Here is a 13,466-nt window from a genome sequence, read left to right as displayed (position 1 = left end):
ACCAGATCCCGTAATACATTCGCAGTCCTCCATCCATGTAACAGGCGCACCTAAGCACAAAGGATCAAAGTTGTCATCCCTTTTTGAGACTTCGCACTAGTGTGCCAGCAACTCTTCGCGAGACAGCGCAAAACCGGAAGCGATCCAGCGTTTTTCCAGCTCGGCCAGCTTCTTGCCCAGCGCCGGGCCTGTGAAGTTGGGGATCAGATCCCTGGCCTGGACAGGGAAACGCGCTGCTGCCCCGGCGTGCAGATCGCGCCGCAAATCTTCGGACCAGGGTTGTTCCAGAAAGGCGCAGCGCAAAAGCGTTTCGTGCAATCCGCCTTCGTCGCCATAGCGGTATCCCAGTTCAGCTATACTGGTTTCGGCCTGTGCCTCTTCACGCATCCTTGTCAGGCGTTGCAACTGCGAACGGCTCAACCGCAAAGTCGCGGCATCATCGGGCGTGGCAATAGCTGCCAGGCGACGCACCGGATCGGGATCGGCGCCAGCCGCCTGTTCCAGCGCGATCAAAGGGGCCAAAGACCGGTCGTCCGCACCCGGCAACACCCGGGCCAAAACACCGGTACTGCGCATGGTCGCAATGGCGGGGGCCGGATCAGGCGATGCCAGCAATTTCAGCAGCTCTGCCCCGACCCGCTCGCGCGACAACGACTCCAGCCCGTCAAGATTGGCGCCGATGGCGGCCAGCGCATCGGGGTCGAAACCGCCATCCGGATCCCCGTACCAGGCGTGAAAACGAAAGTAGCGAAGCGAACGGAGATAGTCCTCGCGAATGCGGTTCTCGGCGGTTCCGATGAACCGCACCAACCGGGCCTCGAGGTCGGGAAAACCACCGAGAGGGTCCAGCACTGTGCCATCGGGTTGGGCGTAGAGCGCGTTCATGGTGAAATCCCGTCGCGCCGCGTCTTCTTCGACGTGATCGGAAAAAGCCACGACCGCGCGTCGCCCGTCGGTTTCCACGTCACGGCGGAAGGTGGTGACCTCGTGCGGGATACCCGCGCTGACCACTGTGATCGTACCATGCTCGATGCCGGTCGGAATGGCCCTGAGCCCGGCAGCCTGCGTCAATTCGACGATCTGCCCGGGCTTTGCATCGGTGGCAATGTCGATATCCGACACTGGTGCGCCAAGCAGCGCGTTGCGCACGCATCCACCCACGAAAAGCGCCTGAGCCCCGGATGAGGTCAGCGCCGAACAGACCTTTTGGGTCGCTGGTTCACTGATCCAGGCTTCGTTAATCAGCATCATTCATTCACCCGTGCTGCAAGCCCGCGCAATATGCGGGCGGTCGCGCCCCAAATGTAATAGGGGCCGTACGGAACTGCGTAGTATCTGCGTCTCTGGCCACGCCATCGGCGCGACTCGACCAGATAATTCTCAGGATTCAAAAGATGGGCAAGGGGGGTCGAGAAAACTTCGTCCACTTCGCCGGGTTCAGGCACGGGTTGGAACCTGTCCCGCAAAACTGCGACAACCGGTGTCACCGTGAACGAGGTCACGGTTTCATGCGTCGGCAGAAATCCCAGGATTTCGGGCATTCCCGGGGGCAGGCCGATCTCTTCCTGAGCTTCCCGCAGAGCCGCAGCCGTAACATCGGCATCAGTTTCGTCCTGTTTGCCACCGGGAAAGGCGATCTGGCCCGGGTGATGTTTCAGCGCGGATGAGCGTTTGGTCAGGATGACCTGCGGTGTGTCGTCCACCAGGGAAATGGCCACCAGAACACCGGCGGGTCGCAACCGTCGTCCGGGCGGCAGAACGGTATCCGGGTTCAGGTCAAAGTCGCTTGATCCTTGACCGGGGCGGCGCAGGGCCGCCCGGATCTTTTCAACCGGGTCATGCACCTTTGGGGTCTTCGGCATCGAACCCGACAGTTGCCGGGTCCAACACATAATGAGCCCCGCAGAACTGACAATCCGCGGTGACCTCGCCCTCGGGCGTGGTCATCTTTTCGATATCCTTGGCCGAATAGATCGACAGGCTCTGTCGCACACGATCCTCGGAACAGGTGCAGCCAAATTGCACAGATTGCGCATCATAGACACGTGGCTGTTCCTCGTGAAACAGGCGAACCAGAAGGTCGGTCGGCGCAACAGAGGGGCCGATCATCTCCAATTCCTCGACAGTATCCAGCAGGATATTGACGCGACCCCAGTTTTCGCCTTCTTCGCCATCGACCAGGTCGGCAGCGGTCAGGATGTCGCCGGTTCCTTCGCCCGACGCGGCAAAGGGCGACGCTTTGGGCATGTGTTGCAGCATGATGCCGCCTGCACGCCAATGCTCGCCCACGCCCGGCTCGGTCGATTTGCCGAAGCTCAGCGAGAACCGCGTCGGCAGCTGTTCGGATTGCGCAAAATACGCCTCGGCGCAGGCACTCAGCGATCCACCGGCCAGTGGGGTAATGCCCTGATACGGCTGCGTGCCCTCACCCTGATCGATCATGATGGCAAAATACCCTTCACCCACCTGATCGAAAGGCGCGGAATTGGAAAGCCGGTCCCGGTCAAAGCTGGCATAAGCCCGAATCTGGGCGGGCTGGCCCTCTTCCTGCGGCGCATAATAGTCGGTTGCGATCATGCGCACCGCCCCTTTGGACTGTACTTGCAACGACAGTTTCCAGCGCAGCGCAACCGTTTGGCCGATCAACGCGGTCAGCAAGGCCATCTCGGCCACAAGCGCCTCGACCTGTTCAGGATAGTCATGCTGTTTCAGGATACCATCCAGCACGCCATCCAGACGGGCCACGCGACCGCGCATGTCGGATGCATCAAGTTGAAAGGGCAGGACGGTATCGTCCCACGCGATTTTTGTTCCAAGAGACATGGGGTTTCCTTACACGCCACGGGTTGGCATACCGGCACCATATAGGTCGTACAGATCGGGTTGAAAGGGGCCATACATGATCAGGCGGTTCGGTGAAACCCCCGAGACGGGGCGGAAATACACCCGAAGGGTTGGCGTATATGCCCTTTTGCCACGTGGCGGCCAGTTGCTGTTGACCTGTCAGACCGAGCCGGGCCCGGATCTGCAATTGCCGGGTGGAGGCATCGATCCGGGCGAATCACCGATTTCGGCCTTGCATCGCGAAGTCTATGAAGAAACCGGGTGGCACGTTGCCAACCCGCGTCGCGTCGGCGCTTTCCGTCGGTTTACCTATATGCCCGAATACGATCTGTGGGCCGAAAAGGTCTGCCTGATCTACCGCGCCCGCCCCGTACGCCGCAAAGGCCCGCCGAGCGAGGCATTCCACGAAGCACTGTGGATGGAAGCCACCGATGCTGTTGAATTGCTGGGCAATGACGGTGACCGGCACTTTGCGGAAATGCATCTCAATTCGCTTTAAGGCCCGTTATATTCAAAGAAAACGGCGGATACGTCATCCCCAATGCCATCTTTGGGCGAAATCTCCTGGGTCAATCGCCAGAACATGTCGTCCAGAAACTCCGACCCGCCCTTTTCAGAAATGCACTGCTGGGCCATCTGCCGCAAACCGTCTTCCTCCAGCAAACCGCCTTCGGCAAGCTGACATTCGGTAAACCCGTCCGAATACACCAACAACTTGTCGCCAGGTTTCATTTGAATCTCGATTTGCTGAAAGCTCGCGTCTTCGATCAGCCCGATCGGCAACCCGCCATCACCCAGAAATTCAGTGCTGCCATCCTGCCGCAGCAGAAGCGGGTGCGGATGCCCGGCCTGCACCATCTTGAGATGCCCGTTTCGAAGATCCACAATGGCGTAGACCATCGTGAAATATTCCTCGATCCCTTCATCCGCCATCAATCGGGAATTGAGCATACTGGCGACATCTTCCGGAGGCAGCAGAGCGTAGAATTTGTTGAACCTCTTCTCCATTGCGACGTTTTGATCGAAATGCTTGCTGGAAAGATAACCGCCCAGACGCGCCGTCATCATGGCCGAGGTGATGCCATGCCCGGATACATCTATGCTGTAGAACCCCAGCCGATTGACCCCGGGCGAGAACATGCCAACAAGGTCCCCACCGATATGGCCGCAGGGTTTCAACAACAGGCTGACCCGGGATTTTCCAAAGCTCCGCGTAAACTCCGGAACCAGCGATTCCTGGATTTTACGGGCCTGCATGAGGTCCTTGTCGATCGCGTCATGCGCCAGCCTGAGTTCTTCCAGTGCGGATTCAATCAGGCGGTTTTTCTGCGAAAGCTCGCGCTGCATGTCCAGAATGCGCGCGCCTGCGGATATGCGCGCCCGCAATTCATCCGCCTCAAGGGGTTTGATCAGAAAATCGTCTGCCCCGGCATCCAGCCCGCGCGCAACCTCCTGCTTTTCACTTTTGGAAGTCAGGAGGATGAAATAACAATATTGATCGGAATCCAGGGCGCGAAACGCATTGCAGAACTCAAGCCCGCTCATCCCCGGCATGACCCAATCGCTGAGAACAAGATCGGGCGGATCGTCCAGACAATGCGCCAAAGCGGCATCGCCCGTATCGGCCTCGACCACCTCAAAGCCCCATTTTCTGAGCGATGCGACCAGGATGCGCCGCTGTAGACGGCTGTCATCAACAACCAGCACCTTACGGATCGCGCCGAAATCCAGATCTGATCTGGTTTCCTCAAGACTCGCCCTTGGCACCATTTACCCTCTGACCTGATGCGTTCATTCACACAGGGCGATCCTAGTGGCGGCGGTTTTAACATCCGGTGAAGACCGAAGGCAGCAATCCCGCTTGGCCGTTAACCCGGTTTTTACTGCTGTTGCCTATTCCTGAAAACGCATGTTCAACGGCAGGTGACGCAGTATGATCCACTGGGGCAGAGTCCGACAATTGCGGGACGAGGTTGGCCCGGATGAGTTTGATGAAGTGGTCGACATCTTTCTGGAAGAAGTGCAGGAGGTCATCGCCCGCCTGCATCAGGATACAAGCCGGTCCGAACTGGAACAGAACCTGCACTTCCTGAAAGGCAGCGCGCTCAGTCTTGGATTCGATCAGTTCTCGAAACTCTGTCAGGACGGCGAACGGCAGGCGGCCGCGGGTCAGGGCGAGGATGTCGATCTGCCCGCTATTCTGGCCGTATTTGACAGCTCGAAACAGAAATTCGAGGCTGATCTGCGCCAGAATCTGGATTAAATCACGAACTGCGCCAGCGTTTCGTCTTCGGTTATATCGGTGTAGGTGAACCCTGCCTCATCCAGATGCGCGAACAGACGCATGAAGTTTTCAGGCTTGCGGGTTTCGATCCCGATCAGGACCGACCCGAAATTGCGCGCCGATTTTTTCATGTATTCAAAACGGGCGATATCGTCCTCGGGGCCCAGAATACCCAGAAACTCTTTCAACGCGCCGGGGCGCTGCGGCAGGCGCAGGATGAAATACTTCTTCACCCCGGAATAGCGTTGGGCGCGTTCTTTGACCTCGGGCAGGCGTTCGAAATCGAAATTGCCGCCCGACGTTACACAGACCACGGTTTTGCCCCGTACAAAGCTTTGGATATCGCCCACCGCTTCGATCGCCAGCGCGCCAGCGGGCTCCAGAACAATGCCTTCGACATTCAGCATCTCGATCATGGTGGTGCAGATTCGGTCCTCGGACAGAACCAGCACATCCGACAGATGGCGTGATTTCAGCAGTTCGAACGGTTTCTCACCGATCCGTCCAACCGCAGCGCCATCGACAAAGGTATCCACATGATCCAGCGACACAGGATGGCCCGCAGCCAGCGCAGCGCGCAAACAGGCACCTCCGGCCGGTTCGACAAACAGACAATGGCTGCGATCCCCGAACCACGTGGCCACGCCCGAGGACATGCCGCCGCCGCCAACCGGCAGAACGACGTGATCCGGCACACCGCCCATTTGCTCTTCGATCTCGACCGCCAATGATGCCTGGCCTTCGATTACATCCACGTCGTCAAACGGAGACAGAAAATACCCGCCCTGCTGTGTGCACCACGCTTGCGCGGCGGCCAGCGTGTCATCGAAATAGTCGCCGGTGAGGTGAATCTCGATATTGTCGCCGCCGAAAATGCGGGTCTTTTGAATTTTCTGCTGCGGGGTCGTCACCGGCATGAAGATCACGCCTTTGACGTCCAGATGCTTGCACATGAACGCCACGCCCTGCGCGTGGTTGCCCGCGCTGGCACAGACGAACAGGTCCTGCCCCTGCTGCTTGCGCATGGCGTTGAACGCACCGCGGATCTTGTAGGACCGCACCGGGCTGAGGTCCTCGCGCTTGAGCCAGATATCGGCGCCGTAGCGGTCAGACAGATGGGCATTCCGCTGCAATGGCGTCGCCGGAAACACAGAGCGCATCGCCTGTTCGGCGGCGCGGGCGCGGGTCATGAAATCAGTCATGCCCGTTTCCCTGCCCCATCATCGCGATAAGGGCAAGGAATACATATGTGTACGCCGCTCAGGACAGTTCGCGTTTTTCGATGAAGATTCCGTACATCGTGGTCAGGATACTGACATTGATCATCGGCAGAATGAGCGTGCCAAAGAACACGGTCAGCAATACGCCCAGCACAGGTATTATTGCCAGAAGGGCGAAAGCCAGCTGCACCAGAATCTGGAAAAGGAGGGCGACGAGTAGCAGCAACAAGATTGCACCGCTGACCCCGGATGTGTTGTTCCATGCCTCACCGATCGATATGGGATTTCCTATCGCCGCCGCGGGCAGAATAATTGAAAGGCGATAGAAGCACACGACCAGAAAAACGGTGTAAACAATCATCAGAATGAACCAAAGCCCCGCAAGACCTTCGCCTTGTGCAGCAGCGACCAGACCCATGGGGATATAAGCGATCACCATCAAAATCCCCAACATCAGAAAGCGACCGAAATAGGCAAGAATCCTGTCGAAGCGGAATGTCGGGAGTATTCCCGTGGGATACTCCTCCAACAGGATGAAGCGGTGCCATGACACCGCAATCCAGAACATCGTGACGGACATTACCGCCAGCAAAACGACCACAAAAACAAATACTGAACCTGCGGTTGCACCTGACGGCAACGCGCCTGCGTTGTCTTCAAGTGCCTCAAGCGGAATACCAAGCGCCAAGAACACGCCCACGATGATGATCGTCGCAATCAGGGCAGGGCCAACCGCAATCTGTAGCACCTGCTTGATGTTTCCAAATACCATCCGCACAGAATGCAAGAAAATCTGCCATCCCAACATTTGAAACCGCCCCTTCAACCAATGCTTGTTATTCTCTGCACCCGTTTCACCCCAATTCAGGTACTGCGTCAATCCTCACAACTTGCCCCCGCGCGCAAAACCCGCTAGGGGCCAATCGTTCTACGCATAAAGGGAAGTCAGATGTCCGCGCCCAAGAAAGTTGTTCTGGCCTATTCCGGTGGCCTTGATACCTCGATCATTCTGAAATGGCTGCAGACCGAGTATGGTTGTGAGGTCGTTACCTTCACCGCCGATCTGGGTCAGGGTGAGGAACTGGAGCCTGCTCGCAAAAAGGCCGAGCTGCTGGGGATCAAGCCCGAGAACATCTATATCGAGGACATCCGCGAAGAATTCGTGCGCGATTTCGTCTTCCCGATGTTCCGCGCCAATGCGCAGTACGAGGGTCTGTACCTTCTGGGCACGTCCATCGCGCGGCCGCTGATCTCGAAGCGTCTGGTTGAGATCGCCGAAGCGACGGGTGCCGATGCGGTCGCCCACGGTGCGACCGGCAAGGGCAACGATCAGGTGCGGTTCGAACTGGCGGCTTACGCACTGAACCCCGATATCAAAGTGATCGCACCCTGGCGCGAGTGGGACCTGACCAGCCGCACCAAGCTGCTGGAGTTTGCCGAACAGAACCAGATCCCGATCGCCAAGGACAAGCGCGGCGAGGCGCCCTTCTCGGTCGATGCCAACCTGCTGCACACCTCGTCCGAAGGAAAGGTTCTGGAAGACCCTGCGGATATGGCGCCAGACTATGTCTATCAGCGCACCGTCCACCCCGAAGATGCCCCGAATGAGCCGGAGTTCATCGAGATCGGCTTTGAAAAAGGCGACGCGGTCAGCATCAATGGCGAGGCGATGAGCCCGGCCACCCTGCTGACCAAGCTGAACGAATATGGCGGCAAGCACGGCATCGGTCGTCTGGACCTTGTGGAAGGCCGTTTCGTGGGCATGAAGTCGCGCGGTATCTATGAGACGCCCGGCGGCACCATCCTGCTTGAGGCGCATCGCGGCATCGAATCCATCACCATGGACCGCGGCGCGATGCACCTGAAAGACCAGTTGATGCCGCAATATGCGGAACTAATCTACAACGGCTTCTGGTACTCACCTGAACGTGAGATGCTGCAAGCCGCCATCGACAAGAGCCAGGAACATGTCACCGGCACCGTACGGGTGAAGCTGTACAAGGGTCTGGCCTCGACCGTGGGCCGCTGGTCGGATCACTCGCTGTATTCCGAGGCACATGTCACTTTTGAAGAAGATGCAGGTGCTTATGATCAGACCGACGCGGCAGGCTTCATCCAGCTGAACGCGCTGCGTCTGAAACTGCTGGCCGCACGTGACAAGCGTTTGTCCAAGTGATCGACGAAGACGATAACGACGACGAACTCGATATGTTCATCGAGGCGCAGGACACGGTTTGGGCCGATGTCCTGCGCGAACTGGAACAGGGGCAGAAAACCGGCCACTGGATGTGGTTCGTGTTTCCGCAACTGGCCGAGCTGGGCCAGTCCCATATGGCGCAGCTTTACGGCATCGAAGATCTGGACGAAGCCACGCGCTATCTGAACCACCCCGTACTGCGCCGCCGTCTGACACAAGCGGCCTCGTTGATGTTGCTGCATCAGGGGCGCGACGCCAGCGACATTCTGGGCGGGATTGACGCAAAAAAGCTTCGCTCTTCGATGACATTGTTTTCCTCGGTGGCAGATGCTCCGGCAGAGTTTCAGGCCGTTCTTGATGCTTTCTACGACGGCGAGCCTTGCGCACGAACCGTTCAGAGCCTTGGCGCATCGTGATCGGAAGTTCCAGTTGGGTCAGCCTTGCCTGTTCGATACCTGACGCTTTACGCATTCGGAAACTGCGAAAGGAACCCGGATGCTTCAGCATATCGCCGACGAAATTCAAAAAGGCCTGAACGGCAAAACCTTTGACGGCTCATTGAAATTCGATTGTGGCGAGGACGGCGTGATTGTTCTGGCCGACAGTCAGGCATCGACACTGGATCAGGAAACGGATTGCACGATCCGCATCTCGCAGGACAACCTGACCAAGCTTTTGACCGGAAAACTGAACCCGATGACAGGTGTCGCTTTGGGCAAGCTCAAAATCTCGGGCAATATGGGCGTTGCGATGAAACTGGGGCAGTTGCTGGGTTAAGCCGAAAGCAGGTTCATCGCGGACTGCCCCCCGCCGGGGCACCCTGTCCCACCGCCAAGACGGCTCGGCGCAAGGTGTTCCACCGACATCCGGCGCCGATAAACTTGCCTCACCAGCCCGTGACATCAGATGTCAGGCAATTGAATGTCATCCGGGTTCGGGTCACCTTGGTGCGGAAAGGAGACCCGACATGTCACGGACTGCTTATCTGGACGCCTTCAAACCGGCCATTTTGTTTGCCCTGATCACACTTGCGATGATGTTGCGCGCCCTGCCTGCCCCCGCGGCAGGTGCCGAAACGCTGACAGTTGCAGGGGGGTGTTTCTGGTGTGTCGAGTCCGATTTTGAATCTGTACCGGGCGTTATCGGGGCCGTGTCGGGCTATACCGGCGGCAAATCCGCCAACCCCACCTATGATCAGGTCTCCAAAGGTGGCACCGGCCATTATGAAGCGGTTCAGATCACTTTTGACCCGGCCCGCGTCTCACGTGAAACACTGCTGAACATGTTCTTCCGTTCGGTTGATCCGACGGACGCCGGCGGCCAGTTCTGCGACCGGGGCGACAGCTATCGAACTGCGATATTCGTCTCTAACACAGGCGAAAAAGCGTTGGCTGAACAGGCGAAGAAAGAAGCACAACGAGCCCTGGGTCAAAATGTTGTCACCCCGATCCTGAAGGCGGGCACGTTTTACCCTGCCGAGGCCTATCATCAGGATTACTACAAAGGGAACAAGCTGATCCTTACCCGCTTTGGGCCCAAACGTCAGCACAACGCCTATAAAGCATATCGCAAAGCCTGTGGCCGTGACGCGCGTGTCAAACAGCTTTGGGGTTCAGATGCGCCTTTCGCCGGGTCTTAATCAAAGGTCGCGTCGCGCACTTCTCTCAGGTCAGGAATGACATCCGCGGTTCCGTGCCGCGTGACCATCAGGGCAGCGGCGCGGTTCGCTTGCAGAATGGCCTGTTCCATCGGCATTCCGCGATCCATTCCAGCCAGCACGTAGCCGGTAAATGTATCACCTGCCCCGGTGGTATCCACGGCCTGAACCTTGTGGGCCGCAAATTCCACCGGGTCTTTGCCCTGCTGCAAATACCGGGCACCTTTTGAGCCCAGCGTGACAATGACATGTCGCACGGGCAGGTCAGCCGCACCCATCCCGGTTTCCTGCCGCAGTTGTTCGGCCTCGATCTCGTTCAGGATCAGGAAATCCAGATAGGGCAGAACCGCCTGAACCGCCTGTGCCTGAAACGGTGCGGCGGCGTAACATACGGTCAGTCCAAGTTTGCGCCCCAACTGCGCGGCTTCGACCTGTGCGTTGGTTTCATTCTGCAAGATCAGCAGATCACCGGTGCTTGCCGATGACAGGGCCTGCCCAAGATGGCTGATATCCAAGGCATGGTTGGCCCCCGGATAGAGGATGATCAGATTCTCGCCCTCGGCGTCCACCGCAATGATCGCGTGCCCCGTCGGCAGGTCCACCTCCGAGATATAGCGTGTGTCCACGCCATATTCCGTCAGTCGGTCCTTCGCCCAGCGGCCATCATGCCCGACGGCACCGATATGGCTGACGCGCGATCCGGCCCGCGCAGCCGCCACTGACATATTGGCACCTTTTCCGCCAAGGAACCGATCCAGCCCGTGGGCGGCCAGAGTTTCCCCCGGCGCAGGCAGATGCGGCAGGTCATAGACCATATCCGCGTTGATCGAGCCGAGGTTCCAGATCGTCATGGTTTATCCGATGTCGCACGAGGCCAGAATGGCCATGTTCAGAATATCGTTCGCTGTCGAGACGGTCGAGCAAATCTGAATCGGCTTGTCGACACCCGACAGGATCGGCCCGATCACGGTGGCACCGCCCATTTCCTGCATCAGCTTGGTCGAGATGCTGGCCGAATGCCGCGCGGGAACGATCAGAATGTTCGCAGGACCGGTCAGGCGCGAGAATGGATAAGCTTCTTGCTGATCCATGTTCAGGGCAACATCGACGGTCATCTCGCCTTCGTATTCGAAATCCACACCACGCCCGTCCAGAACTTCCGGTGCGACATGCATTTTTTCCGCACGTTCCGACACCGGATAGCCAAAGGTCGAGAAGCTGACGAAAGCAACGCGCGGCTCCAGACCCATATGGCGGGCAACGGCGGCTGCGCGTTCCGCGATATTGGCCAGATCATTCTCATCCGGCCATTCGTGAACCAGCGTATCACCTATCAGGACGATCCGGCCCTTGTGCAGCAATGCCGTGACACCAGCAGCGCCATGAGCCGCATCCGCGTCAAAGACGTGATTGATCCGATCCAACACATGCGCTGATTTCCGGGTTGCGCCCGTAACCAGACCATCGCCATGCCCATGTGCCAGCATCAGAGACGAAAACACATGTCGGTCGCGCGCGGCCAGACGGTGGATATCCTTGCGGTCAAACCCCTTACGTTGCAGGCGTTTATAGAGGAATTCCTTATAGGTATCGAGGTGAGTGGTGTTGGCGGCGTTCACCACCTCCAGCTCACGCACAGCATCTCCGAGCCCGGCAGCCTCAAGTTTGATTTTGACGTCATCGGCGCGACCAACGACCAGCGCCTTTCCGAAGCCCGAGCGCTGATACATGACCGCCGCACGCAGCACGCGGGGGTCATCGCCCTCGGCAAAAATCATGCGGCCTTGCGCCTGTCGCGCCCGGGCGTTCAGCCCGCGCAGAATGCTTGCGGTCGGGTCCATCCTGGACTTCAGGCTCAGCTCATACGCATCCATGTCGATGATCGGACGGCGGGCCGCGCCGGTATTCATCCCCGCCTTGGCAACAGCGGGCGGAATACGGTGGATCAGGCGCGGATCAAACGGCGTGGGAATGATGTAGTCGCGCCCGAAGGTCAGCGATTTGCCATAAGCCATCGCGACCTCATCCGGTACGTCTTCGCGCGCCAGATTGGCCAGTGCATGGGCACAGGCGATCTTCATCTCGTCATTGATGGCACGCGCGTGAATGTCCAGCGCGCCGCGGAACAAATAGGGAAAGCCCAGAACGTTGTTGACCTGGTTGGGATAGTCGCTGCGCCCGGTCGCCACGATGGCGTCCACGCGGACCTCGTGCGCCTCTTCCGGGGTGATTTCCGGATCGGGGTTGGCCATGGCAAAGATCACCGGATTGTCGGCCATGCTTGCGACCATCTCCTGCGTGACCGCGCCCTTGACCGAAACACCAAGAAAGACGTCCGCGCCCTTCATGGCCTCTTCCAGAGTACGCAGATCCGTGGTGATCGCATGGGCCGACTTCCACTGGTTCATGCCCTCGGTCCGGCCCTGGTAGATCACGCCCTTGGTGTCACAGACGATACAGTTCTCGTGCCGCGCGCCCATGGATTTGAGCAGTTCAATACAGGCGATCCCTGCCGCACCGGCCCCGTTCAGAACGATCTTCACATCCTCGATCTTCTTGCCCGAAATATGCAGCGCGTTGATCAGCCCCGCCGCACAGATCACCGCCGTGCCGTGCTGGTCGTCGTGAAAGACGGGGATGTCCATCTCTTCCTTAAGGCGCTGTTCTATGATGAAACACTCGGGCGCCTTGATGTCTTCCAGGTTGATCCCGCCGAAGGTCGGCCCCATCAGTCGAACCGCGCGGCAGAACTCATCCGGGTCTTCTGTATCCAGCTCGATATCGATCGAGTTCACGTCGGCGAACCGTTTGAACAGAACGGATTTCCCCTCCATCACCGGTTTCGAGCCCAGCGCGCCAAGGTTGCCAAGCCCCAGCACCGCCGTCCCGTTCGAGATAACGGCCACCAGGTTGCCCTTGTTGGTATAGTCATAGGCGGTTTCTGGGTTCTCGGCGATTGCTTCACATGGAACGGCCACACCCGGGCTGTAGGCAAGCGAAAGATCCCGCTGCGTGGTCATCGGGACGGTTGCCTGCACCTCCCACTTGCCGGGGGTCGGGTCGAGGTGAAAGGCCAGCGCCTCTTCTTTGGTGATCTTCGCTTTGGGCATCGGATATGTCGTTTCTTTACATCTGTTGGGCTTTTGCCTCATAGCGCAGGCAAAGGCGCGTCTCAACGACAATACGTTTTCACCTTTCGTCGCAGGGGCCGGGTTTGTAAGGTCGCGCCGGAATACGCCAGAGGGGAGCAGCCTTGTCCAATGT

The 13,466-nt window shown here is 58.5% G+C and carries 14 protein-coding genes; 6 read left to right on the top strand and 8 right to left on the bottom strand.

Annotated elements, in window-relative coordinates:
* Window positions 1-96: 96 nt before the first annotated feature.
* From ACR0DJ_RS15575 to hslO, 3 genes are read right to left on the bottom strand one after another with little or no spacing between them, the layout of a single operon-like run.
* Window positions 97-1,251 carry a CCA tRNA nucleotidyltransferase gene (locus ACR0DJ_RS15575; protein WP_480685551.1) on the bottom strand — a complete coding sequence of 385 codons (1,155 nt, stop codon included), beginning with the start codon at window positions 1,249-1,251 and terminating at the stop codon, window positions 97-99.
* Window positions 1,248-1,862, bottom strand: coding sequence for a CoA pyrophosphatase (locus tag ACR0DJ_RS15570; protein WP_480685550.1), 615 nt, complete (start codon window positions 1,860-1,862; stop codon window positions 1,248-1,250). The genes ACR0DJ_RS15575 and ACR0DJ_RS15570 overlap by 4 nt, the downstream gene beginning before the upstream one ends.
* Window positions 1,837-2,823, bottom strand: coding sequence for an Hsp33 family molecular chaperone HslO (hslO, locus tag ACR0DJ_RS15565; protein WP_224858535.1), 987 nt, complete (start codon window positions 2,821-2,823; stop codon window positions 1,837-1,839). The genes ACR0DJ_RS15570 and hslO overlap by 26 nt, the downstream gene beginning before the upstream one ends.
* A 76-nt stretch (window positions 2,824-2,899) precedes the next feature.
* On the opposite strand from hslO, the gene ACR0DJ_RS15560 reads away from it, so the two are divergent.
* On the top strand, window positions 2,900-3,343 hold the full coding sequence (locus ACR0DJ_RS15560; protein ID WP_480685548.1) for an NUDIX hydrolase: 444 nt from the start codon (window positions 2,900-2,902) through the stop codon (window positions 3,341-3,343).
* On the opposite strand, the gene ACR0DJ_RS15555 is transcribed toward ACR0DJ_RS15560, so the two are convergent.
* The gene (locus tag ACR0DJ_RS15555; RefSeq protein ID WP_480685546.1) at window positions 3,340-4,614 is read right to left on the bottom strand and encodes a PP2C family protein-serine/threonine phosphatase; all 1,275 of its coding nucleotides are present in this window, start codon (window positions 4,612-4,614) and stop codon (window positions 3,340-3,342) included. The genes ACR0DJ_RS15560 and ACR0DJ_RS15555 overlap by 4 nt on opposite strands.
* A 163-nt stretch (window positions 4,615-4,777) precedes the next feature.
* Here ACR0DJ_RS15555 and ACR0DJ_RS15550 point away from each other — a divergent pair, with 163 nt between their 5' ends.
* Window positions 4,778-5,107, top strand: a complete 330-nt coding sequence (locus ACR0DJ_RS15550) for an Hpt domain-containing protein (RefSeq protein ID WP_425079454.1) — start codon at window positions 4,778-4,780, stop codon at window positions 5,105-5,107.
* Here ACR0DJ_RS15550 and ilvA read toward each other — a convergent pair.
* Both ilvA and ACR0DJ_RS15540 read right to left on the bottom strand, forming a co-directional pair.
* On the bottom strand, window positions 5,104-6,330 hold the full coding sequence (gene ilvA, locus ACR0DJ_RS15545) for a threonine ammonia-lyase IlvA (protein ID WP_170345826.1): 1,227 nt from the start codon (window positions 6,328-6,330) through the stop codon (window positions 5,104-5,106). The two genes, ACR0DJ_RS15550 and ilvA, sit on opposite strands and share 4 nt — an antisense overlap.
* A gap of 58 nt (window positions 6,331-6,388) precedes the next feature.
* Window positions 6,389-7,120: a hypothetical protein gene (locus ACR0DJ_RS15540; protein WP_480685545.1), complete on the bottom strand. Its 732-nt coding sequence runs from the start codon at window positions 7,118-7,120 to the stop codon at window positions 6,389-6,391.
* 177 nt (window positions 7,121-7,297) lie between these two features.
* Between ACR0DJ_RS15540 and ACR0DJ_RS15535 the strand changes: the two genes are divergently transcribed.
* The 4 genes from ACR0DJ_RS15535 (at window position 7,298) to msrA (ending at window position 10,184) form a co-directional block, all read left to right on the top strand.
* Complete coding sequence (locus tag ACR0DJ_RS15535) at window positions 7,298-8,524, top strand: argininosuccinate synthase (RefSeq protein WP_480685544.1); 1,227 nt, start codon at window positions 7,298-7,300, stop codon at window positions 8,522-8,524.
* 32 nt (window positions 8,525-8,556) lie between these two features.
* A complete protein-coding gene (locus ACR0DJ_RS15530; RefSeq protein ID WP_480685729.1) occupies window positions 8,557-8,961 on the top strand; it encodes a DUF1810 domain-containing protein in 405 nt (134 codons plus the stop codon).
* Window positions 8,962-9,040: 79 nt separating this feature from the next.
* Window positions 9,041-9,322 carry an SCP2 sterol-binding domain-containing protein gene (locus ACR0DJ_RS15525; RefSeq protein WP_170345830.1) on the top strand — a complete coding sequence of 94 codons (282 nt, stop codon included), beginning with the start codon at window positions 9,041-9,043 and terminating at the stop codon, window positions 9,320-9,322.
* 190 nt (window positions 9,323-9,512) lie between these two features.
* Window positions 9,513-10,184: a peptide-methionine (S)-S-oxide reductase MsrA gene (gene msrA / locus ACR0DJ_RS15520; RefSeq protein ID WP_480685542.1), complete on the top strand. Its 672-nt coding sequence runs from the start codon at window positions 9,513-9,515 to the stop codon at window positions 10,182-10,184.
* On the opposite strand, the gene ACR0DJ_RS15515 is transcribed toward msrA, so the two are convergent.
* Together ACR0DJ_RS15515 and ACR0DJ_RS15510 are read right to left on the bottom strand one after the other, a co-directional pair.
* Complete coding sequence (locus tag ACR0DJ_RS15515) at window positions 10,181-11,053, bottom strand: ribokinase (RefSeq protein WP_170345832.1); 873 nt, start codon at window positions 11,051-11,053, stop codon at window positions 10,181-10,183. The two genes, msrA and ACR0DJ_RS15515, sit on opposite strands and share 4 nt — an antisense overlap.
* Before the next feature lie 3 nt (window positions 11,054-11,056).
* Window positions 11,057-13,312 (bottom strand): NADP-dependent malic enzyme, encoded by a 2,256-nt coding sequence (locus tag ACR0DJ_RS15510; RefSeq protein WP_171206495.1) that lies wholly within the window; start codon window positions 13,310-13,312, stop codon window positions 11,057-11,059.
* Between the last annotated feature and the right edge of the window lie 154 nt (window positions 13,313-13,466).

The sequence above is a fragment of the Ruegeria sp. BF10 genome, from assembly GCF_056538725.1.
The sequence above is the reverse complement of the archived record's forward strand: the minus strand, read 5'-3'. Positions and strand labels throughout refer to the sequence as shown.